Annotated in this window: 19 protein-coding genes and 5 tRNA genes; 8 read left to right on the top strand and 16 right to left on the bottom strand. The window is 52.9% G+C overall.

Annotated elements, in window-relative coordinates:
* Positions 1 to 9 precede the first annotated feature (9 nt).
* Positions 10 to 1,548, top strand: coding sequence for a multidrug efflux MFS transporter permease subunit EmrB (gene emrB / locus E4Z61_RS22090; protein WP_135324574.1), 1,539 nt, complete (start codon positions 10 to 12; stop codon positions 1,546 to 1,548).
* A gap of 48 nt (positions 1,549 to 1,596) precedes the next feature.
* Here the strand turns inward: emrB and luxS are convergent, their stop codons facing one another.
* The 15 genes from luxS to mltB all read right to left on the bottom strand — a co-directional run bounded on the left by luxS (position 1,597) and on the right by mltB (position 12,805).
* Positions 1,597 to 2,112: an S-ribosylhomocysteine lyase gene (gene luxS, locus E4Z61_RS22085; RefSeq protein WP_016154160.1), complete on the bottom strand. Its 516-nt coding sequence runs from the start codon at positions 2,110 to 2,112 to the stop codon at positions 1,597 to 1,599.
* A 149-nt stretch (positions 2,113 to 2,261) separates the two neighbouring features.
* Entirely contained in the window at positions 2,262 to 3,818 is a 1,557-nt protein-coding gene (gene gshA / locus E4Z61_RS22080; RefSeq protein WP_135324573.1) for a glutamate--cysteine ligase, read from the bottom strand.
* Positions 3,819 to 3,895: 77 nt separating this feature from the next.
* The gene (locus tag E4Z61_RS22075; RefSeq protein ID WP_135324572.1) at positions 3,896 to 4,324 is read right to left on the bottom strand and encodes a YqaA family protein; all 429 of its coding nucleotides are present in this window, start codon (positions 4,322 to 4,324) and stop codon (positions 3,896 to 3,898) included.
* Entirely contained in the window at positions 4,321 to 4,887 is a 567-nt protein-coding gene (gene yqaB, locus E4Z61_RS22070; protein WP_135324571.1) for a fructose-1-phosphate/6-phosphogluconate phosphatase, read from the bottom strand. Before yqaB ends, E4Z61_RS22075 begins: the two co-directional genes overlap by 4 nt.
* Before the next feature lie 166 nt (positions 4,888 to 5,053).
* Positions 5,054 to 5,130, bottom strand: a tRNA-Arg gene (locus E4Z61_RS22065).
* A 36-nt stretch (positions 5,131 to 5,166) separates the two neighbouring features.
* Positions 5,167 to 5,243: transfer RNA gene (locus E4Z61_RS22060), tRNA-Arg, on the bottom strand.
* A gap of 194 nt (positions 5,244 to 5,437) precedes the next feature.
* A tRNA-Arg gene (locus E4Z61_RS22055) sits at positions 5,438 to 5,514 on the bottom strand.
* Between the two features lie 60 nt (positions 5,515 to 5,574).
* Positions 5,575 to 5,651 (bottom strand) — tRNA-Arg (locus E4Z61_RS22050).
* 3 nt (positions 5,652 to 5,654) lie between these two features.
* Positions 5,655 to 5,747, bottom strand: a tRNA-Ser gene (locus tag E4Z61_RS22045).
* A gap of 378 nt (positions 5,748 to 6,125) precedes the next feature.
* Complete coding sequence (csrA, locus tag E4Z61_RS22040) at positions 6,126 to 6,311, bottom strand: carbon storage regulator CsrA (protein WP_000906486.1); 186 nt, start codon at positions 6,309 to 6,311, stop codon at positions 6,126 to 6,128.
* A 237-nt stretch (positions 6,312 to 6,548) separates the two neighbouring features.
* Entirely contained in the window at positions 6,549 to 9,176 is a 2,628-nt protein-coding gene (alaS, locus tag E4Z61_RS22035; RefSeq protein ID WP_135324570.1) for an alanine--tRNA ligase, read from the bottom strand.
* 129 nt (positions 9,177 to 9,305) lie between these two features.
* Positions 9,306 to 9,806: a recombination regulator RecX gene (gene recX / locus E4Z61_RS22030; protein ID WP_135324569.1), complete on the bottom strand. Its 501-nt coding sequence runs from the start codon at positions 9,804 to 9,806 to the stop codon at positions 9,306 to 9,308.
* Between the two features lie 68 nt (positions 9,807 to 9,874).
* The gene (gene recA / locus E4Z61_RS22025; protein ID WP_135324568.1) at positions 9,875 to 10,939 is read right to left on the bottom strand and encodes a recombinase RecA; all 1,065 of its coding nucleotides are present in this window, start codon (positions 10,937 to 10,939) and stop codon (positions 9,875 to 9,877) included.
* Between the two features lie 92 nt (positions 10,940 to 11,031).
* Positions 11,032 to 11,529: a nicotinamide-nucleotide amidase gene (pncC, locus tag E4Z61_RS22020; protein WP_135324567.1), complete on the bottom strand. Its 498-nt coding sequence runs from the start codon at positions 11,527 to 11,529 to the stop codon at positions 11,032 to 11,034.
* A 196-nt stretch (positions 11,530 to 11,725) separates the two neighbouring features.
* The gene (mltB, locus tag E4Z61_RS22015; protein ID WP_205746874.1) at positions 11,726 to 12,805 is read right to left on the bottom strand and encodes a lytic murein transglycosylase B; all 1,080 of its coding nucleotides are present in this window, start codon (positions 12,803 to 12,805) and stop codon (positions 11,726 to 11,728) included.
* A gap of 259 nt (positions 12,806 to 13,064) precedes the next feature.
* Here mltB and srlA point away from each other — a divergent pair, with 259 nt between their 5' ends.
* The 7 genes from srlA (at position 13,065) to gutQ (ending at position 17,992) form a co-directional block, all read left to right on the top strand.
* Positions 13,065 to 13,628 (top strand): PTS glucitol/sorbitol transporter subunit IIC, encoded by a 564-nt coding sequence (gene srlA / locus E4Z61_RS22010; RefSeq protein ID WP_135324565.1) that lies wholly within the window; start codon positions 13,065 to 13,067, stop codon positions 13,626 to 13,628.
* The gene (srlE, locus tag E4Z61_RS22005) at positions 13,625 to 14,596 is read left to right on the top strand and encodes a PTS glucitol/sorbitol transporter subunit IIB (protein ID WP_135324564.1); all 972 of its coding nucleotides are present in this window, start codon (positions 13,625 to 13,627) and stop codon (positions 14,594 to 14,596) included. Before srlA ends, srlE begins: the two co-directional genes overlap by 4 nt.
* A 13-nt stretch (positions 14,597 to 14,609) precedes the next feature.
* Positions 14,610 to 14,972 (top strand): PTS glucitol/sorbitol transporter subunit IIA, encoded by a 363-nt coding sequence (srlB, locus tag E4Z61_RS22000; protein WP_135324563.1) that lies wholly within the window; start codon positions 14,610 to 14,612, stop codon positions 14,970 to 14,972.
* Between the two features lie 17 nt (positions 14,973 to 14,989).
* Complete coding sequence (gene srlD / locus E4Z61_RS21995) at positions 14,990 to 15,769, top strand: sorbitol-6-phosphate dehydrogenase (protein ID WP_135324562.1); 780 nt, start codon at positions 14,990 to 14,992, stop codon at positions 15,767 to 15,769.
* Positions 15,770 to 15,827: 58 nt separating this feature from the next.
* On the top strand, positions 15,828 to 16,187 hold the full coding sequence (gutM, locus tag E4Z61_RS21990; protein ID WP_135324561.1) for a transcriptional regulator GutM: 360 nt from the start codon (positions 15,828 to 15,830) through the stop codon (positions 16,185 to 16,187).
* Positions 16,188 to 16,260: 73 nt separating this feature from the next.
* Entirely contained in the window at positions 16,261 to 17,034 is a 774-nt protein-coding gene (srlR, locus tag E4Z61_RS21985) for a glucitol operon DNA-binding transcriptional repressor SrlR (protein WP_006687181.1), read from the top strand.
* Positions 17,027 to 17,992 (top strand): arabinose-5-phosphate isomerase GutQ, encoded by a 966-nt coding sequence (gene gutQ / locus E4Z61_RS21980; protein ID WP_135324560.1) that lies wholly within the window; start codon positions 17,027 to 17,029, stop codon positions 17,990 to 17,992. The genes srlR and gutQ overlap by 8 nt, the downstream gene beginning before the upstream one ends.
* Here the strand turns inward: gutQ and norR are convergent.
* Complete coding sequence (norR, locus tag E4Z61_RS21975) at positions 17,989 to 19,512, bottom strand: nitric oxide reductase transcriptional regulator NorR (RefSeq protein ID WP_135324559.1); 1,524 nt, start codon at positions 19,510 to 19,512, stop codon at positions 17,989 to 17,991. The genes gutQ and norR overlap by 4 nt on opposite strands.
* Positions 19,513 to 19,661 lie beyond the last annotated feature (149 nt).

The following is a 19,661-nucleotide window of genomic DNA, read 5'->3' as shown; positions in this document are numbered from 1 at the left end:
GTGCGTGTGATGCAACAGCAAAAACCGCTGGAAGGCGCGCAGCTCGTCATCATGACGATCGCGCTGTCACTGGCGACATTCATGCAGGTGCTGGACTCCACCATTGCTAACGTGGCGATCCCCACTATTGCCGGAAACCTCGGCTCTTCGTTGAGCCAGGGGACTTGGGTGATCACTTCTTTCGGGGTGGCGAATGCTATCTCCATTCCGATCACTGGCTGGCTGGCCAAGCGCTTTGGCGAAGTGAAGCTTTTCATGTGGTCCACCATCGCCTTTGTCATTGCGTCATGGGCGTGCGGGATGTCCAACAGCTTGACCATGCTGATTTTCTTCCGCGTGATTCAGGGGATTGTCGCCGGTCCATTAATTCCGCTTTCACAAAGCCTGTTACTGAATAACTATCCTCCCGCCAAACGGTCTATCGCCCTGGCGCTGTGGTCGATGACGGTGATTGTCGCGCCTATTTGCGGCCCGATTCTCGGGGGCTACATCAGCGACAATTATCACTGGGGCTGGATATTCTTCATTAACGTGCCGATCGGTGCTGTGGTGGTGTTGATGACGCTGCAGACCCTGCGCGGTCGGGAAACTCGCACTGAACAGCGGCGCATTGACGCCATTGGTCTGGCGCTGCTGGTTGTCGGTATCGGCAGTTTGCAGATTATGCTCGATCGCGGTAAAGAGTTGGACTGGTTCGCCTCGCAGGAGATCATCATCCTGACGGTCGTCGCCGTGATAGCCATCAGTTTCCTGATTGTCTGGGAGCTCACCGACGAACACCCGATTGTCGACCTCTCGCTGTTTAAATCGAGAAACTTTACCATCGGCTGCCTGTGTATCAGCCTCGCCTATATGCTCTACTTCGGCGCAATCGTCCTGTTGCCGCAGCTGTTGCAGGAGGTCTACGGATACACAGCGACCTGGGCGGGTCTGGCGTCCGCACCGGTAGGGATAATCCCGGTGATCCTGTCGCCAATTATCGGTCGCTTCGCCCACAAGCTGGATATGCGTCGGCTGGTCACGTTTAGTTTTATTATGTATGCCGTCTGTTTCTACTGGCGAGCATACACTTTCGAACCCGGTATGGATTTTGGCGCATCGGCCTGGCCACAGTTTATCCAGGGGTTCGCCGTGGCCTGCTTCTTTATGCCACTGACCACCATCACGCTGTCTGGCTTACCGCCTGAGCGTCTGGCGGCGGCGTCGAGCTTGTCCAACTTTACGCGAACGCTGGCGGGCTCTATCGGCACATCGATTACAACAACGATGTGGACTAACCGTGAGTCGCTGCATCACGCGCAGTTGACGGAATCCGTTAACCCTTACAACCCTAATGCACAGGCGATGTATGACCAGCTGCAAGGGCTGGGAATGAGCAAGGAGCAGGCCTCCGGTTGGCTGGCACAGCAAATCACCAGCCAGGGGCTGATTATTTCCGCTAACGAAATCTTCTGGATGTCGGCGGGGATCTTCATCGTACTGCTCGGCTTAGTCTGGTTCGCCAAACCACCATTCGGCGCGGGCGGTGGCGGAGGCGGCGCGCACTAATAAAAAAGCCAGTTCAGATGAACTGGCTTTTTTTATGCCGGAAAAAGACTAGATATGCAATTCCTGCAACTTCTCTTTCGGCAGCGCCAGCTCTTCATTGCTGTTAACGCGCACATCGTGCTCCAGAATATGACGCGCAATATCCTGTGCTTCGCTGAGAGAGTGCATCTGATATGTGCCACACTGGTAGACGTTCAGTTCCGGGATCTGGTTCTGATCCTGCACTTTCAGCACGTCGGCCATCGCCGCTTTCCAGGCATCCGCAACACGCTGCTCGTCCGGCGTGCCAATCAGACTCATGTAGAAACCCGTACGGCAACCCATTGGGGAGATATCGATAATTTCGACGCCATTACCGTTGAGGTGGTTACGCATAAATCCGGCAAACAGGTGTTCCAGCGTATGGATCCCTTTCTCAGGCATTACTTCTTTGTTCGGAATGCAAAAACGCAGATCAAACACGGTGATTGCATCGCCATGCGGGGTGTTCATCGTTTTTGCAACCCGGACTGCGGGAGCTTCCATCCGGGTGTGATCGACAGTAAAACTATCTAACAACGGCATTTAGCCACCTCCGATAAAATTTTTAAAAATAATCTGAACTCTTTGTTCCGGGGCGAGTCTGAGTATATGAAAGACGCGCATTTGTTATCATCATCCCTGTTTTCAGAGATGAAATTTTGGCCACTCCCGAGTGGCCTTTTTCTTTTGTATCAGGCGTGCTTTTCAAGCCACGCGGCAAACGGTTCAGTATCAGCCGCTTCAATCTCCTGCTGCCGACGCTTTGAAGCTTCGGTTTCAGCAATCAATTCTTCTTCCTGCAACATTTCTAACGGCTCTTCACGCAGTAGATTACGGTAAGCCTCACCCAACGCTTTGCCCGTGCCGCCAATGCCTGTATCAATCATAGACCGCAGGATCCGGGCTGAGAACGTCAACTCAGGATTATCAAAGCAGGCGACCAGTTCGTCACAGACTTTTTGATACTCCTCTCCCCCGTGGATGCTGTCCAGCGTTTGCGCCACGCGTTTCAGGTCACAGAAGAGATCTTTACCCACTTTAGGCAACGGGAACTGGGCAGTTTCACAACCAATACCTAACGTCAGGCCCGGCTTACGACCTTCCAGAATCACGCGATTCCAGTTGGTGCGCGTACATAGCAATTCATCGCTGCTCATTTCCGGGGCGTCAGCCAGTACACACCACACCATGAACAGATCGAGGAAACGTACCTGTTGCTCATCCACGCCAATTGGCGAGAAGGGGTTAATATCCAGCGAACGCACTTCAATGTACTCAATACCGCCACGCAGTAGCGCATCTGACGGCGATTCTCCGCTGCGCGTAACGCGTTTCGGGCGAATCGGTGCGTACAGTTCATTTTCAATCTGTAGCACGTTGCTGTTAATTTGCAGACGTTTACCGTCTTTCTCCAGACCGATTGCCGCGTACTCCTCGGAAGGGGTTTTAATCGCGCGCTTCAATCCTGCCACATACTCATGCAAATCGTTAAACGTAATTCCGAGATTGCTTTGCGACTTATTGGTATAACCCAAATCGCTCAAACGCAGCGACGTCGCGTACGGTAAGTAATACATACCGCAGTCGGTTTTTTCAAACGGCAGGGTCGTGGGCTTCCCTTGCAGGAAAGAGGAACAAATGGCCGGAGATGCGCCAAACAGGTACGGGATCACCCAACCGAAACGGTAATAGTTGCGGATCAAGCGGAAGTAGCCTGCGGACACTTTTTCTTTGGCGTCTTCATTGTCCGTTACACCGCATTTCGCCTGCCAGAATGCCATCGGCAGCGAGAAATTGTAGTGTACGCCGGAGATGGTTTGCATCAGCGCGCCGTAACGGTTTTTGAGACCTTCACGGTAGAGCGTTTTCAGACGGCCAATATTCGAGGTACCGTACTGCGCCAGCTCAATATCCTGACCTTCAGCAATATAGCAAGGCATGCTCAACGGCCACATGCGCTCGTCGCCCAGATTTCGGGCGGTATAACGATGCAGGTCACGCATGAACGTGAGCATTTTCTGAATATCGTCGCCCGGTGGCGTAATAAACTCCAGCAGAGCTTCGGCAAAGTCAGTGGTTATCCACTTATGCGTTAACGCTGAGCCTAACACATCTGGATGGCCTGTCGTCGCCAGTGAGCCATCGGCATTAACACGCAGCGTTTCGCGCTCCAGACCACGTTGAATCCCCTTTAACGCCTGAGGATGTTTTTCCAGCCAGGCCAGTGCCTGTGATACGTCCGGGATCAAATTGACCTCCCGCCTGTCAAAATCGTTTTAATTAGCATAATGGTATTGGTTACCCTACAGGCCATTTCACAACACAATTAGTGCCACCACATAATACCCTGAGTCGTAACCGCTGCGACCACAACATAGCGCAACGCTTTGCCAAGGCATAAAAAAAAGAGTACTGGTCCCCACGAGATGCGCATCCACCCCGCTAACAGGCACAATAAATCACCTACAACCGGCATCCAGCTTAATAATAGTGTGACAGCGCCATAGCGCTGCAGCCAACCCGTGGCTTTCTCTTGCCAGCGTGAAGTTTTACGCAACGGGAAAACGCGCCCAAGGATAACGTTAGTTAACCCTCCAAGGCTATTACCTATTGTTGCTGTTAAGACTAAGACCCAGGGATGACTCACCCCGGAAACCAGCAAGGCCACTAAAACAACTTCAGAATTTCCAGGCAACAGTGTGGCGCTGAGAAAACTGCTGGCAAACAGTGACAGAAGTGACAGTCCATCACTCACAATAACCGGACATCCACAACATCCATTCCTGCCGCACGCGCCGCCTGCAGGCCGAAGTCCGCGTCTTCAAATACCACGCATTGGGTCGGAACGACGCCCATACGTTCGGCACAGAGCAAAAACGTGTCTGGCGCGGGCTTATGGCGTTGTACGTGATCGGCCGCAACTACGGCATCAAAATAGTGGCGTAGCCCCAAATGCGCGAGCAGCGCCTCTGCAATGGCGCTTTCGCTCCCGGTGCCAACCGACATAGGCCGGCGACCATGCCAGGCTTTCACGACATCGACCAGCGGCAACGGCTGGACGCTATCCAGCAGCATGCTTTTAACGCTGTCGGTTTTTTCACGCGCCAGCGCATGGGGATCAAGATCGGCATTATTCAGTTCAATAACCGACTGCGCAATACGCCACGTTGGGGAGCCGTTGAGTGCGACCATAGCCTGCTCGTCAAAACGGAGTCCATAGCGCCCTAATACTTCATGCCACGCTTTACGGTGCGTTGGCTCAGTATCGAGGATGGTGCCATCCATATCAAAAATCAAACCCGCATAACGTTCGTACATCGTCTTCTCACAAGCCGAATGACCAGACGTTACTTTATCGTAATTGATTGATTTTGTCGCTGACAGCGAATTGAGGATTGTTCAGGGAGCAAAGAGATTATTCAGAAAGGGAGGGGATGGTGCTTACAGACATGAAACAACAGGCTGGCTGTTATCTCGGAGAAGATGGTGCATCCGGGAGGATTCGAACCTCCGACCGCTCGGTTCGTAGCCGAGTACTCTATCCAGCTGAGCTACGGATGCATCAGGGAATTGCTGACTATCGTGTAAAACAAAGAATGGTGCATCCGGGAGGATTCGAACCTCCGACCGCTCGGTTCGTAGCCGAGTACTCTATCCAGCTGAGCTACGGATGCATCAGGAAACTTGCTTTACTGCCGATATTGATATCGTTATAAAAGCGATATCAAGTAAGAGATGGTGCATCCGGGAGGATTACTCGGCTGCGCCTCGCCCTGCGGGCCGTTGCTGAAGCAACGTTCTCCTCCCTGGCGCTCGCGATTATCTCGCAGACCATGAAACAACAGTTTAGCTGTTATCTCGGAGAAGATGGTGCATCCGGGAGGATTCGAACCTCCGACCGCTCGGTTCGTAGCCGAGTACTCTATCCAGCTGAGCTACGGATGCATCAGGGAAACTTACTTTACTGCAGAGTTGATATCGCTGCTAAAGCAACATCAGGTAATATGGTGCATCCGGGAGGATTCGAACCTCCGACCGCTCGGTTCGTAGCCGAGTACTCTATCCAGCTGAGCTACGGATGCAAATGGCGGTGAGGCGGGGATTCGAACCCCGGATGCAGCTTTTGACCGCATACTCCCTTAGCAGGGGAGCGCCTTCAGCCTCTCGGCCACCTCACCAACAACGCCTCTTGCGAGTGCTTCGAAGAACTTGTTTCTGCTCATCGTCGCTGCGTGGCGCACATATTACTTTCTGGGACTTATAAGTCAAACAATTTTTCCAGCGCTTTTATCGTTTGCACATTTCACGCGCAATTAGTCTGCAAAAACGGCAAAAAGAGTGTTTTATCAACAGATAAATTGGCATTTTCTCGGGGTGGTATGCAAACAGAAAAATCGCAGAAAAGATAAAAAGTGAAGCGCAACAGTGAAAACAGCGTGAAATCAGAAGAACACATGAGAGATCAGAAGGTACAGAGAAGAGGAAAAGTAGCAAAAGGAAGAAAAGAGAGGGCTCAATCAGGTTGCGCCTCACCAGAAAGGTGAGGCGCGAAAACCTTAGTAACTGGACTGCTGGGATTTTTCAGCCTGGATACGCTGGTAGATCTCTTCCCGATGGACAGAAACTTCTTTCGGGGCATTTACGCCAATACGTACCTGGTTGCCCTTCACCCCTAAAACTGTCACGGTGACCTCATCGCCAATCATGAGGGTCTCACCAACTCGACGAGTCAGAATCAGCATTCTTTGCTCCTTGAAAGATTAAAAGAGTCGGGTCTCTCTGTATCCCGGCATTATCCATCATATAACGCCAAAAAGTAAGCGATGACAAACACCTAAGTGTAAGCAGTCACGGCATCACATTCTGTTAAACCTAAGTTTAGCCGATATACACAACTTCAACCTGACTTTATCATTGTCGATAGCATTGATTCGTATGCCGTAACCTGAGGCTACGACATACGCTAATGCTTATAGTTATTACAGTTTTGCGCTGACCCAGCCTTTCACACTGGCTAACGCTGCAGGCAGAGCTGCGGCATCCGTACCACCGGCTTGCGCCATGTCCGGACGACCACCACCCTTACCGCCTACCTGCTGAGCGACCATGCCAATCAGCTCCCCTGCTTTTACGCGGTCAGTCACATCCTTAGACACGCCCGCAATCAGAGAAACCTTACCTTCAACTACCGTTGCCAGTACAATAACGGTAGACCCCAACTGATTTTTCAGATCATCAACCATGGTACGCAGCATTTTAGGTTCAACGTCGGTAAGTTCACTGACCAGCAGTTTCACACCGTTGATATCAACCGCTTTACTGGAAAGATTTGCACTCTCCTGCGCTGCGGCCTGTTCCTTCAATTGCTGCAATTCTTTCTCGAGCTGACGCGTACGCTCCAGTACGGAACGCACTTTGTCGCCGATATTCTGGCTATCACCTTTCAGCAGGTGCGCTATCTCGCTCAAGCGATCGCTCTCGGCATGAACGGTACGGATAGCACCTTCACCGGTTACGGCTTCGATACGACGCACGCCTGCTGCGGTGCCAGACTCAGACACAATACGGAACAAGCCGATATCACCGGTACGGCTGGCGTGAGTACCGCCGCACAGTTCGGTAGAGAAATCGCCCATGCTCAGCACGCGCACGTGGTCATCATACTTCTCACCAAACAGCGCCATTGCACCTTTGGCTTTTGCCGCTTCGAGATCCATAACATTTGTTTCAATCGGCAGGTTGCGACGAATTTGCGCATTCACCAGATCTTCAACAGCACGAATTTCAGCAGGTTTCATCGCTTCGGTATGAGAGAAATCGAAACGCAGAATTTTATCGTTAACTAGCGAGCCTTTCTGTGCCACGTGCGTGCCCAGGACCTGGCGCAGCGCCGCATGCATCAGGTGCGTTGCTGAGTGGTTCAAACGAATAGGCGCACGACGTGCTTCATCTACGTCAGCCTGCACGGCATCGCCCACTTTCAGTGAACCCGCTGACAGCTTGCCGATGTGACCAATCGCCTGGCCATATTTTTGCGTATCGCTAACAACAAACGCAAAGCCCGCACCTTTCAGTTCGCCTTTATCGCCAACCTGACCACCGGATTCTGCATAGAACGGCGTCTGGTCAAGAACGACAACGGCTTCCTGGCCTGCGTTAATTGCGTCTACCGCTTTACCATCTACAAACAGAGCGGTGACTTTACCGTTCAGTTCCAGATGCTCGTAACCTTTAAATTCAGAGGTGCCATCAACGCGGATCATCGCATTGTAGTCTGCACCAAAACCGCTGGCTTCACGCGCACGACGGCGCTGTTCTTCCATTGCGGCTTCAAAGCCCGCTTCATCAACCTTGATATTGCGCTCGCGGCAAACGTCTGCTGTCAGGTCAACCGGGAAGCCGTAGGTGTCATACAGGCGGAAAGCGGTTTCGCCATCCAGCGTATCACCGGACAGTTTTGCCAGCTCTTCGTCCAGCAGGGCCAGACCACGTTCCAGCGTGCGAGCAAACTGCTCTTCTTCGGTCTTCAGAACCTGCTCAACCAGCGCTTGCTGACGCTTCAGCTCCTCGCCTGCAGAGCCCATCACATCTACCAGCGGCCCCACCAGCTTGTAGAAGAAGGTGTCTTTAGCGCCCAGCATGTTGCCATGACGCACCGCACGGCGAATGATACGGCGCAGCACATAGCCACGGTTTTCATTCGACGGTACAACGCCATCAGCAATCAGGAATGCACAGGAACGGATATGGTCGGCAATCACGCGCAGCGATTTATTGCTCAGATCGGTAGCACCGGTGACTTTCGCTACGGATTCAATCAGCGCGCGGAACAGGTCAATATCGTAGTTGGAGTTAACGTGCTGCAGCACAGCCGCGATACGCTCCAGACCCATACCGGTATCCACGGACGGCTTCGGCAGCGGTTCCATGGTGCCGTCAGCCTGACGGTTAAACTGCATGAAGACGATGTTCCAGATCTCAATGTAGCGATCGCCATCTTCTTCTGCACTTCCCGGAGGGCCGCCCCAAATGTGGTCGCCGTGGTCGTAGAAGATTTCGGTGCACGGACCGCAAGGACCGGTGTCACCCATCTGCCAGAAGTTGTCGGAAGCATATGCCGCACCTTTGTTATCACCAATACGGATGATACGTTCGCGCGGAATACCGACTTCTTTTTCCCAGATGTCAAAGGCTTCATCGTCAGTTTCGTAAACGGTTACCCACAGACGCTCTTTCGGCAGGGCAAACCAGTTTTCACCGGTCAGCAGTTCCCATGCGAACTGAATGGCATCGTGTTTGAAGTAATCGCCGAAGCTGAAGTTACCCAGCATTTCGAAGAAAGTATGGTGACGTGCAGTGTAACCGACGTTTTCCAGGTCGTTGTGTTTACCGCCCGCGCGCACGCAACGCTGCGAGGTGGTTGCGCGGGAATAATTACGCTTGTCGAGACCAAGGAAAACATCCTTGAACTGGTTCATCCCGGCGTTGGTAAACAACAAAGTAGGGTCATTGTTTGGGACCAGGGAGCTGCTGGCAACTACCTGATGTCCTTTACTGTGGAAAAAATCGAGAAACGCCTGACGGATCTCAGCGGTGCTCTTGCTCATAATTATCCTGAAGAAATCAAGCTAACGAAGTGTCATCACCAGCGTAGGCATGCAAACTGCGCCCCTGGCAATCGAAAAAGTGGGAATAAGATAAGTTTTCTTTACGGGGAAGTAAAATCCCGTATGCGCTCAATCGTCAAAATTTCGCCATATTGCCTGAATATCTTCCATCAGATAGCCGCGATAGAGCAAAAAACGCTGGACCTTAACCTTTTCTGAAAAATCCACCGGCAAGGGCTCACCGTATTTTCTGATGGCCTGTTCTCGCGCCAACTTCGCCCAGTCAATCTCACATTCACGCATCGCACGTTCAATCGCCTCGCGGGAGATACCTTTCAGTCCCAACTCCTGCCGCACACGTGCGGGTCCATAGCCTTTTCGGCTACGGCTGGCGATAAATTGCTGAACAAAACGATCATCATCCAGGTAGCGGCTTTCGATACACCAGGCAATAACCTTGTCGTAATCCTCCGACTTAGCATCAATTTCTTCCGGCCCATTTTTTCCCATAACCGGAGCTGCCAGTTTGCGTCGAAGCTCCTGCTCACTGTGATCGCGCATGGCGAGAATACGCACCGCACGGTCAAGCAGTCGGGAATAAGCGGAGCGGCGAGGCGTTGAATCAGTCATAGTTAACCTTCAGAAATGGAAAAGGGCTGCATCATATGCAGCCCTTTTTATGCGTTGAAAGCAGATTATCAAAAATCTTCGTTTGTTTCTTTTACATCTTCGCCGCTGTTATCGACGGAGAAGTCCGGCGTTGAATCCGGGTTATTGAGCAATAATTCGCGTAATTTTTTCTCAATTTCTTTCGCGGCAGCCGGATTCTCTTTCAGCCAGTTGGTTGCGTTTGCTTTACCCTGACCAATTTTCTCGCCGTTGTAGCTGTACCATGCACCGGCTTTTTCAATCAGCTTCTCTTTCACGCCCAGGTCAACCAGTTCGCCGTAGAAGTTGATGCCTTCACCGTAAAGGATCTGGAATTCAGCCTGTTTAAACGGTGCGGCAATTTTGTTTTTCACGACCTTAACGCGGGTTTCGCTGCCCACCACGTTATCACCCTCTTTCACCGCGCCAATACGACGGATGTCCAGGCGAACAGAAGCGTAGAACTTCAGTGCGTTACCACCGGTAGTGGTTTCCGGGTTACCAAACATGACGCCAATTTTCATACGGATCTGGTTGATGAAAATCAGCAATGTGTTGGACTGTTTCAGATTACCCGCCAGCTTACGCATCGCCTGGCTCATCATACGTGCCGCAAGGCCCATATGAGAGTCACCGATCTCGCCTTCGATTTCCGCCTTCGGCGTCAGTGCGGCAACGGAATCGACAACGAGAACATCTACAGCACCGGAACGCGCCAGCGCGTCACAGATTTCCAGCGCCTGTTCACCGGTATCTGGCTGAGAGCACAGCAGGTTGTCGATATCAACGCCAAGCTTACGGGCATAAACAGGGTCAAGCGCATGTTCTGCATCGATAAACGCACAGGTTTTACCTTCGCGCTGTGCAGCAGCAATAACCTGCAGCGTCAGGGTCGTTTTACCGGAGGATTCAGGGCCGTAGATTTCAACAATGCGCCCCATCGGCAAACCGCCCGCACCCAATGCGATATCCAGAGAAAGCGAACCGGTGGAGATGGTTTCCACATCCATGGAACGGTCTTCACCCAAGCGCATGATGGAGCCTTTACCGAATTGCTTTTCGATCTGACCCAGCGCTGCAGCCAACGCTTTCTGTTTGTTTTCGTCGATAGCCATTAATTACTCCTGTCATGCCACTCTCGGATTGAACCGCGAATAGTGAAAGATGATGTTTAGTTGACGCAATTATACTGTATGCTCATACAGTATCAAGTATTTTGTAGAAATTGTTGCCACAGGGTTTGTAACGCATAAGCGGTCGCCTGCCTACGCACCGCATCGCGGTCGCCACGAAAGCATTCCCGACGCGTGATCCCCTCACCGCTTACGCTGGCAAAGGCAAACCATACTGTCCCGACCGGCTTGTCTTCGCTACCGCCATCCGGCCCAGCGATACCGCTTACCGAAACCGCAAAGTCCGCTCGGGCCGCTTTTAGCGCGCCAATGGCCATTTCGACAACCACCGGCTCACTCACTGCACCATGCTGTGCCAGCGTCTCTTCCCGCACGCCGATCATCTGCGACTTAGCTTCGTTACTGTAGGTCACAAATCCGCGCTCAAACCAAGCGGAACTGCCTGCAATATCCGTAATGGATTTCGCTATCCAACCGCCGGTACAGGATTCTGCGGTGGTCATCGTCGCGCCACGCGCTTTCAATGCCAACCCAACCCGTTCACTTAACTGCATCAGTTCACTGTCGGTCATTTCAGCCTCTGTCAGTTAAAAAAATATGCCGGACAAGATAGCACTTTCACGACAAAGATGGGGATGAGGAGAACATTTTACGAGGGGGATTCAGAAAATAGATCCGTAGCTTTAATAAGATTTGCCGGATAGCGATGCTAAAGCATCTTATCCGGCCTACACGAGATGTCCTCATGTAGACCGGAATGGATAATTACTACTGTACGCGCGCCAGCGCCACCGCCTGACCTAACTGCCAGACTGCCATCGCGTAATGCGTGCTGTGGTTATAGCGGGTAATTGTGTAGAAGTTCGGCAGCCCGTACCAGTACTGATAACCAGTGCCAATATCCAGACGCAGCAAACTGGCCTTTTGATGATTACCCAGCGGCTGCTGTGGCGTCAGACCAGCGGCCGCAAGCTGAGAAATGCTGTACTGGGTTTTAAAGCCGTTTGCCAGCCCGGGGGCCTGACCGTTTGCCGACACAGCCACCGTATCGCCCTTCACCCAACCATGGCCTTTAAAGTAGTTTGCTACGCTACCGATGGCATCCACCGGATCCCACAGGTTGATGTGCCCATCGCCATTGAAATCAACCGCATATTCTTTGTAAGAGGAGGGCATGAATTGCCCGTAGCCCATTGCACCAGCGAAGGAGCCTTTCAGATCCAACGGGTCATCGCTTTCATCCCGCGCCATCAACAAGAAGGTTTCCAGCTCACCGGAGAAGTATTCCGCCCGACGCGGATAGTTAAACGACAGCGTCGCCAGCGCATCCAGAATACGCGTTTTGCCCATCACACGGCCCCAGCGGGTTTCCACGCCGATAATGCCGACAATAATTTCCGGTGGTACACCGTATACCTGCCATGCGCGGTTCAGGGCATCTTCATGCTGGTTCCAGAACGCCACGCCGTTTTGCACGTTATCCGGCGTGATGAACTGCTTGCGATAGCGCAGCCATGCACCGTTAGGTCCGGCTGGCGGCTGCGTCGTCGGGGCCTGACGATCCATCAGGCGCAAAACATAATCCAAGCGCTTGGCCTGCGACAGGATCTCCTGCAACTGCTGGCGGTCAAAGCCGTGCTTGCTCACCATTTTATCGATGAACTGCTGCGCATTCGGATTATTCGCGAAGTCGCCGCCCGACAGCATGACGTTGTGTTGCGGCTCAAGCAGGAAACCACCAGAAGGCGTACCCGTTGTCGTTTGAGTCTCTGAAGGTTTTGGTTTGCTACTACAGGCAGCAAGCAACACACAAAGGGGAAGTAATGCTACATAACGACGCTTGAACATGAGACATCCATTAAACAGATTCAGCCAGAGAGAAGTATGGTAAAGCATCCACCGCCACACAAGGAAGCGGTAGTCGCACTCCTTCGCAGAATTTACCTCCCCTTTCACCGTTTGCCACAACATTTGCGATCCACTACGCATTAACTTTCAATTTAAAATATTTATCTTTCATTTTGAGATCAAAATAACACTTTAAAATCTTTCGTTGTGATTAAAATAAACCACGTTTTAGCAAGTCCCCCCCCTACAGGAGAGAATAATGATCGAAACCATCACCCTAGGCGCAGAGTGGTTCATCGGGCTGTTCCAGAAAGGCGGAGAAGTGTTCACCGGCATGGTAACCGGGATTCTTCCGCTCTTAATTAGCCTACTGGTCATCATGAACGCGCTAATTAACTTTATTGGTCAGCAGCGCATTGAACATTTTGCTCAGCGCTGCGCCGGCAACCCGCTGTCGCGCTATCTGCTGCTACCGTGCATCGGCACGTTTGTATTTTGTAATCCTATGACGTTGAGCCTAGGCAGGTTTATGCCCGAGAAGTACAAGCCCAGCTACTACGCGGCGGCCTCCTACAGCTGCCATTCGATGAACGGATTGTTCCCACACATCAACCCCGGTGAACTGTTTGTCTATCTCGGGATAGCCAGCGGTCTGACCACGCTTGGCCTGCCGCTTGGTCCACTCGCGGTGAGCTACTTGCTGGTCGGCCTGGTGACTAACTTCTTTCGCGGCTGGGTGACCGATCTCACCACCTCCATCTTCGAGAAGAAAATGGGCATTCAACTTGAGCAGAAAGTCCACCTGGCGGGAGCAACATCATGACGCGTATTCGTATTGAAAAAGGCACTGGTGGCTGGGGTGGCCCGCTTGAACTGGAAGCAACGCCCGGGAAGAAAATTGTCTATATCACTGCCGGAACGCGCCCGGCGATTGTCGACAAACTGGCGAACCTGACCGGTTGGCCGGCCGTTGATGGCTTCAAAGAAGGCGAGCCACCGGAGAACGAAATTGGCGTGGCGATCATCGACTGCGGCGGTACGCTACGTTGCGGTATTTACCCGAAGCGCCGAATTCCGACAATCAACATTCATTCCACCGGGAAGTCCGGCCCGCTGGCGCAGTACATTACCGAAGATATTTATGTCTCCGGCGTGAAAGAAGACAACATTATCGCTATCGGTGAAGCCGCCGCTACGCCACAACCGGCAAGCCCCCCGGCTGGTCGCGACTACGACACCAGTAAAAAGATTACTGAACAGAGTGATGGTCTGCTGGCGAAAGTCGGCATGGGCATGGGATCCGCCGTGGCAGTGCTATTCCAGTCCGGGCGCGACACTATCGATACCGTGCTGAAAACCATTCTGCCGTTTATGGCATTCGTCTCGGCGCTGATCGGCATCATCATGGCTTCTGGTCTGGGTGACTGGATCGCCCATGGCCTCGCACCGCTGGCCAGCCATCCGCTGGGACTGGTGACGCTGGCGCTGATTTGCTCCTTCCCCTTGCTGTCGCCTTTCCTCGGCCCCGGTGCGGTTATCGCGCAGGTTATCGGCGTATTGATTGGCGTGCAGATTGGTCTGGGCAATATCCCACCACATCTCGCGCTGCCTGCATTGTTCGCGATTAACGCCCAGGCCGCATGTGACTTCATCCCTGTGGGGTTATCGCTGGCGGAAGCCCGCCAGGACACCGTGCGCGTTGGCGTACCGTCCGTACTGGTTAGCCGTTTCCTGACCGGTGCGCCTACTGTTCTCATCGCCTGGTTTGTTTCCGGCTTTATTTACCAATAAGAGGCACTCAAAAATGACCGTGATTTATCAGACCACCATCACTCGAATCGGCCAGAGCGCCCCGGATGCGCTTTGCGACCAGATGCTGATTACCTTTCGTGAAGGCGCGCCTGCGGATATCGAAGAGTTTTGCTTCATTCATTGCCACGGCGAGCTAAATGGTGCCCTACAAGCGGGTATCCAGTTTGAACTGGGCCAGCATCGCTACCCGGTCACTGCCGTTGGCAGCGTGGCAGAACTGAATTTGCGCGAACTGGGGCATATCACCCTGCGCTTCGACGGACTAAGTGAAGCAGAATTTCCCGGCACCGTACACGTTGCGGGGCCTGTGCCGGACGATATCGCGCCGGGCTGTATTTTGAAGTTTGTTGCTTAAGATTGAAGGAGAAAGAAATGAATCAAGTTGCCGTTGTCATTGGTGGAGGTCAGACCCTGGGGGCATTCCTTTGCCGTGGGCTTGCGACAGAAGGATACCGCGTCGCGGTGGTGGATATTCAAAGCGATAAAGCCGCCAACGTAGCGCAGGAAATTAACGCCGAGTTTGGCGAAGGTACCGCGTATGGTTTTGGCGCTGATGCCACCAGCGAACAGAGCGTGCTGGCGCTGTCACGCGGCGTGGATGAAATATTCGGTCGCGCTGACCTGCTGGTTTACAGTGCGGGCATCGCCAAAGCGGCGTTTATCAGCGACTTTGAGCTCGGTGATTTCGACCGCTCGCTGCAAGTTAATCTGGTCGGCTACTTCCTCTGCGCACGTGAATTCTCACGCCTGATGATCCGCGATGGCGTTCAGGGGCGCATTATCCAGATCAACTCCAAATCGGGGAAAGTGGGCAGCAAACACAATTCAGGCTATAGCGCGGCAAAATTTGGCGGCGTGGGTTTAACCCAGTCACTGGCGTTGGATCTGGCGGAATACGGGATCACTGTTCATTCGCTGATGCTCGGCAATCTGCTGAAATCACCGATGTTCCAGTCGTTATTACCGCAGTATGCCACCAAACTCGGCCTCAAGCCGGACCAAGTGGAACAGTACTACGTTGATAAGGTCCCGCTTAAGCGCGGCTGCGATTATCAGGACGTGCTGAACATGCTGCTGTTTTATGCCAGCCCGAAAGCCTCTTACTGTACCGGGCAGTCCATCAACGTGACCGGCGGTCAGGTGATGTTCTGATTTTTACTGCCGGGTGGCACACTCGCGACGTCACCCGGCAACATCAAAGGAGAACAATATGGTTTCCGCACTGATTACCGTCGCCGCTATTGCCTGGTGCATGCAACTGGCGCTGGGTGGCTGGCAAATTTCCCGTTTTAATCGGGCATTCGATAAGCTCTGCCAGCAGGGTCGGGTCGGCGTGGGTCGTTCCGGAGGTCGTTTTAAACCGCGCGTGGTAGTCGCCATCGCGCTGGATGAACAACAGCGGGTAACTGATACGTTATTTATGAAAGGTCTTACTGTATTCGCCAGACCCGGCAAAATTGCCACAATAATGGGCAAACATCTTGATGATTTACAGCCTGATGTGATCTTTCCCCATGATCCGTTATCGCAGAATGCACTATCATTGGCGCTTAAACTGAAACATGGGTAATTTCGTTGTGAATGCTATTAGCTTGCGAAATTATCATTTTGCAACTTATACATAAGTCAGGGTAATCACGCCTATGAAACCTCGTCAGCGTCAGGCTGCCATACTGGAGCACCTGCAAAAGCAGGGAAAATGCTCGGTTGAAGAACTGGCCCACTACTTTGACACCACCGGCACGACCATTCGCAAAGACTTGGTCATTCTGGAGAATGCCGGAACCGTCATTCGTACCTATGGCGGTGTAGTATTAAACAAAGACGAATCTGACCCGCCCATCGATCACAAAACGCTAATCAACACGCATAAAAAAGAGCAAATTGCCGAAGCCGCCGTCCGTTATATTCACGACGGTGACTCGATCATTCTGGACGCGGGAAGTACCGTTTTGCAGATGGTGCCAATGCTCACCCGCTTTAGTAACATCACCGTGATGACCAACAGCCTACACATTGTTAACGCTCTTTCGGAACTGGACAACGAGCAAACCATCCTGATGCCCGGCGGGACCTTTCGCAAAAAATCTGCGTCATTTCACGGTCAACTGGCAGAAAACGCCTTTGAGCAGTTCAGCTTTGATAAACTCTTCATGGGCACCGACGGCATCGATCTCAATGCAGGTGTGACCACGTTTAATGAGGTGTTTAGCGTCAGCAAAGCGATGTGCAATGCCGCTCGCGAAGTGATTCTGATGGCTGATTCGTCAAAATTCGGGCGCAAGAGCCCCAATGTTGTATGCAGTCTGGAAAGCGTCGACAAGCTGATTACCGATGCGGGCATCGACCCCGCGTTTCGTCAGGCGCTGGAAGCAAAAGGGATTGAAGTGATCATAACCGGAGAAACCAATGAGTGATGCACTACTGAACGCGGGCCGTCAGACATTAATGCTGGAGCTACAGGAAGCCAGCCGACTGCCAGAGCGACTGGGCGATGATTTTGTCCGTGCCGCCAATACTATCATCCACTGCGAAGGCAAAGTGGTTGTTTCCGGTATTGGCAAATCCGGCCATATTGGCAAAAAAATTGCGGCAACCCTCGCCAGTACCGGCACGCCCGCTTTTTTTGTGCATCCAGCGGAAGCACTGCACGGCGACTTAGGCATGATTGAAAGCCGCGACGTAATGCTGTTTATCTCCTACTCTGGCGGCGCGAAAGAGTTGGACCTCATCATTCCGCGCCTGGAAGACAAATCCGTCGCCCTACTGGCAATGACTGGAAAACCGACCTCACCACTAGGCCTGGCGGCCAAAGCCGTATTGGATATTTCCGTTGAGCGAGAAGCCTGCCCGATGCGTCTGGCACCGACCTCCAGCACCGTTAACACCCTGATGATGGGCGATGCGCTGGCAATCGCCGTCATGCAGGCGCGCGGTTTTAACGAAGAAGATTTTGCTCGTTCTCATCCGGCCGGTGCGCTGGGTGCTCGTCTGTTAAACAAGGTACACCACCTGATGCGCCGCGACGACGCCGTACCACAGGTGACACTCACCACCAGTGTCATGGACGCCATGCTGGAACTGAGTCGCACCGGCCTGGGGCTGGTGGCGGTCTGCGACGAGCAGTCTCTGGTTAAAGGCGTCTTTACCGATGGCGACCTGCGCCGCTGGCTGGTCGGTGGTGGGGCGCTCACCACTCAGGTTAGCGAAGCGATGACCCGTAATGGCGTCACGCTGCAAGCACAGAGCCGCGCGATTGACGCCAAAGAGATCCTGATGAAGCGCAAAATAACTGCCGCACCGGTGGTGGATGAAAACGGCAAACTCACTGGCGCGATTAACCTGCAAGATTTCTATCAGGCGGGCATCCTCTAATCCTTCAGCCCCAGACGTTTCGCCAGCCGGTGCAAGTTGGCGACGTCTGTTTCCAACGCCCGCGCGCTTGCCGCCCAGCTATGATTGTTCTGCGCCAGCGCACGGCGGATCATCTCCCGCTGGAATGACTCCGTTGCTTCACGCAGATTGTGATTCAGTGGGATCTCAGCAATGACTTCGGCTTCAGCTTGCGACGTATGCGCCTCTTCCTGTAAGGCAAAATGTTGCGGCTCCAGCACCACTTCATCCCCTGCCCTTGTCGCCCTTGCCAGCACCACTGCACGATGAATAGCATGCTCAAGTTCACGGACGTTTCCGGGCCAGCCGTAGTTCAGCAGATGAGTTCGTGCCCCAGGGCTGAGCACCACGCGGGAAAGCCCCAGCCGCAGCCGGCACTGTTCGCAGAAATACCCTGCCAGCAACACGACATCGTCACCGCGCTCACGCAGCGGTGGCACCGAAAGCGGAAAAACGCTCAGACGGTGGAAAAGGTCGGCACGGAAATTTCCGGCCAGCACCTCTTCACGCAAATCACGGTTGGTGGCCGCCAGCACACGGACATCCACACGCAGACTGCGATCGTCACCTACACGCTGAATATCACCGTACTGCAACACGCGCAGCAGCTTGGCCTGTAGCGCCAGTGACAGCTCGCCAATCTCATCCAGAAACAGCGTGCCGTTGTCTGCCATTTCAAACTTGCCGCTACGATTACTGATGGCGCCGGTAAATGCCCCTTTCACATGACCAAACAGTTCGCTTTCCGCCACGCTTTCCGGTAATGCGGCGCAGTTGAGGTACACCAGTGGGTTCACCGCGCGCGGCGAACCTTCATGAATCGCTTTCGCCACCAGTTCTTTCCCGGTTCCCGTTTCGCCACTGATTAGGACGTTAAGATCGGAGCCTGCCACAATCTCAATCTCTTTTTTCAGCTGCATCATATTGGGCGACAAGCCAATCATTTGCGTTTCTGCCACCTGCTCAAAGGCGGTGGACGACCCCGGCAGCATATTCTGGCTTTCCAGTTGTTCAATCAGCAGTGCATTGCTCAGCGCACCCGCAGCCAGTGCGGCAATCAGTCTAAGTTCTTCATCACTGAACACATCGAACTGGTCAGGTTCCATGCCATCCAGCGTTAACGCCCCGATCAGGTTTTGCCCGGCAAACAGTGGCAACCCGATGCAGGCATGGACCTTCAGGCTCTCCTGGCCAGGGATAAGCCCATCATAAGGATCGGGCAAATCGCTGTCGGCAGGAAAACGCACCACATCCCCGGCACGGGCAATCGCTTCCAGACGCGGATGCCCCTCCAGCGTAAAGCGTCGGCCGAGAACGTCCTGCGCCAGGCCATCTATTGCCAACGGAATAAACTGTCGGGATTCGTAGCGCAGCAGCGCCGAAGCATCACACTCCAGCACCTGACGCAGGGTGGTAATCAGGCGTTGAAAACGATCCTGATGCCCAATACCGCGTTGTAATTCAATGGCGATGCCCGCCAGTACATCAACTGAAAAGCTCATGACTACCTCATTGTCATTTTGACAATTCATATTGTCATATTGACAATAAATAACATAGTCATTTTGACTACCATTTTTAGGGCGTAAAAATTAAAACTTTATAAATCAAATAAATAAAAAACTGGCACGCAACCTGCAATAAGCAAAAC

It is taken from the genome of Citrobacter tructae (assembly GCF_004684345.1).
Classification (GTDB): Bacteria; Pseudomonadota; Gammaproteobacteria; order Enterobacterales; family Enterobacteriaceae; genus Citrobacter; species Citrobacter tructae.
The sequence above is the reverse complement of the archived record's forward strand: the minus strand, read 5'-3'. Positions and strand labels throughout refer to the sequence as shown.